Source organism: Desulfatiferula olefinivorans (assembly GCF_054657895.1).
The window spans coordinates 1-3,034 of sequence record NZ_BAAHXV010000079.1; the positions used below are offsets into that span (position 1 = coordinate 1).

A 3,034-nucleotide genomic window follows, 5' to 3' on the forward strand; every position below is an offset into this window, starting at 1 on the left:
CATGATTCACTTTAATTTTTTTTGAAAATAATTTTCTGTAACATTTAATTTCATATTGTTTTACAAAACCTACTTTTGTGTGTCCTGCTTTTGAACCGACATTATCTGATAAAATTGCTGAATAGGCATATTTATAACCCTCGTTACACATAATATTCAAAACATAACTTAACATAAGTAATAAAAAGCCTTTTCTTCTATAATCTTTATTAACTCGGATATTATATATGTAAACACAATTATTTGGTGTTTTAAAATGATAGCCAACTTCTTGAATCAATTCTTTGCCACTCGTTACCCACATATATGAAACTAATGCATTACGAACGAATACACCAAAGCATCTTTTATGCTTTTCAAATCTATCAATAATTTCATTTCTACTTTGATAGCTAGCTTTTAATATTTTTTCTAAATCATCATATTTTACCTCTCGGATACATAAATTTTTTTCGAAAACTTCAAATTCCCTATTGGCTATTTCAAGTTGTTTTATATATATAAATACGTTAGTTTTTTGGTAGATACATCTAGATATAAATTGAAATATTCTTTTGTATAAATCATTCATACCCTCATTTTCGATGAATTTTTTGAAAATCAAAATTTTTTCATTCATTACTACTATCCCATACAACAATTTTTTCACCTATAACAAATTTAACAAATCCTAAAAAAGCAGAATATTGATATAAGCAAAATTTGAAAGGTAAATTCAGAATTTCATTATTAAATTTTCTAAATGAGGACCACAATGATAATCCGTAAAAAACTATTTGATATATAAAAAAAACATAAAAAAACATATTAGTATTTTTAATTAAAACAAATATATTTGTTATCAATAATAATATAAGTGGAATAAACGAAAGCCACCTTAGTATTTTGTGACTTCCTACCATGAATAATATAAGAGAAATACGCTTCTTATTTGATGAGAACATATTAAAAAAATTTAGCAGCTTTACAGTCACCCAACCTTGATTAACAGTTCTAATATTTCTCGATTTATTTATTTCGTGATCCTGTTTTCTTTCGTATGCAATTGCATTAGGTTCAAAAGCTACTCTATAACCTCTCATAAACATATTTAGAGGGACACCAAAATCATCAGTAATTCTGTTATCTATTTTTTGATAACAATCTTTTTTAATAGCATATATACAACCACTTACACTAATAGTACTAAATATGTTTGTCTCATATTGACGAAGCAAATGCTCAATATCAGTAAATGCAACCCCTTTACTCTTGTCTAGTAAAATATCATCATCAGAATCAATAAACTTCACATAACCACCGACACAACCAACTGATTTATCATTTAATATTTTTACCAATTCAATTATAGCATTTTTATGGTAAATAGTTGAGGCATCTGAAAATACAATGACTTCTGAGTCTGATTGCCTAATAGCCCCTTCTTGTGCAGATGTTTTACCAAGTCTTTGATTCTGTTCATATAATTTCACTCCAAAATTCGAATATTTTCTTACAATATTATTGGTATTATCGGTTGAACAATCAGAAGCTACCATTATTATAATTTTTTCTTTGGGATAATTAAGTTCTAAACAATTTATAATTTTTTTTTCTATGCAATTTTCCTCATTATGAGCTGTAATGATTAACGTTACAGATGGAACTATTTCTTTTTTATATATTTTCTTTTTAAGAAAGGTCCCTAATACTATAACAACAATAAAATAACCAATATATGTATATACCAAAATGAAAAGTACAATCCAAAATAAAATTTCCAAAGTGCAACTCCCAAAGAGAATTATAAATCAATGTATTTTCTGAGTTTTGGCCCAAGATAACTACTTATAGAAACAGGTAATTTTTTCCAATAATTAATAGCTAAGTTTTGAAAATAACTTCTTTCAGAAGTTTGAGAACCAAATGGCATTTCTTTTGAAGAAATACAATTCCAATATAATTGTACTGATTCAGCACCCCATTGTTTTTTAAATTTATATGTCCCCTCTCCTTTTGTCGATCTTCCAAAGTCAAACCTTTCGTAATGATTTTCACAAGCATATTCAAGCATTTCCCAATAGAGCAACATATTTGGGCTTAGCTTGCTAAATTTTCTTAAGGATGAAGCCCATGGATTGTGTAGTGTTTTGTTGTGCCCAAGAACTATCGATGAAGCAACAGGTTGTCGTCCTTTGTATACAACAAAAATTTTTGAATGTTTTCTGAATTTTTCAATAATCGTCTTAAAAAATTTATGGGAATGAACTGGAGATCCCAAGTCTCTCATATTCATTTCAAATACGTTATAAAAATCGTCTAATAACTCGCCCCAACCAATTCTTGTTTTTAACCCTTCTTTAAGTGGTTTTTTTATTTGATTTCTTAGCTTTGATTTAAACGAACCTAAAAGTTCTTCAGATGTTTGTGGTAAATCTAAAAACATAGATACTTTAGCCGTTTTTGTTTCACAGTAATAATTATTATACTTTATATTTTTAAAATATTCTATCTGTCTATTTTGTCTTAATTCTAAATCATAGGCGTGAATATTAAATAATATCTTTATAGCATACTCTATCAAAGAATTTTCAATGAAACTATTTTCAGCTATAACACCAGCTATATCAAAATAGGGGATAGAAGTGAGTTTTTTACCAAATAATGAATGATTGATAAATATCATCGGTAAAATTCCAACAATATTATTGTCATTTAACAAATTTTCATTTTGATAAGCGTCTTTTTCAATTGCGGCTATGTAGTATGCTTTATGATTGTAAACATCTTCAATAACACTTTTCCAACCTGACAGGTGATAATGCAATGCGCTCTTATTCCGCTTCACATATAGATCCCAATAAACTAATTCTTTGTTTGAGAGTTCTTTAATTACTATATTTTTATTCATAATAGTGCTGATTAATATTATTGTGTTTTGTCGTAAATTGACTATACATGAACAGACCGGGAAATCAAGTCATTTATTAATAAATTCAGATAGATAGACTAAATTTTCACCCCTTAAGTTCCATTCCCGAAAGTTGGATTATTT

The 3,034-nt window shown here is 27.5% G+C and carries 3 protein-coding genes; all 3 read right to left on the reverse strand.

The window, feature by feature from the left end; translation table 11 throughout:
* Positions 1-619, reverse strand: a 619-nt coding sequence (locus tag ACYQ11_RS21790) for a GNAT family N-acetyltransferase (RefSeq protein WP_459925944.1), incomplete at its 3' end; no start/stop codon positions are given.
* Positions 612-1,763, reverse strand: coding sequence for a glycosyltransferase (locus ACYQ11_RS21795; protein ID WP_459925945.1), 1,152 nt, complete (start codon positions 1,761-1,763; stop codon positions 612-614). The genes ACYQ11_RS21790 and ACYQ11_RS21795, both read right to left, overlap by 8 nt.
* A gap of 20 nt (positions 1,764-1,783) precedes the next feature.
* A complete protein-coding gene (locus tag ACYQ11_RS21800) occupies positions 1,784-2,890 on the reverse strand; it encodes a FemAB family XrtA/PEP-CTERM system-associated protein (RefSeq protein ID WP_459925946.1) in 1,107 nt (368 codons plus the stop codon).
* Positions 2,891-3,034: the final 144 nt, after the last annotated feature.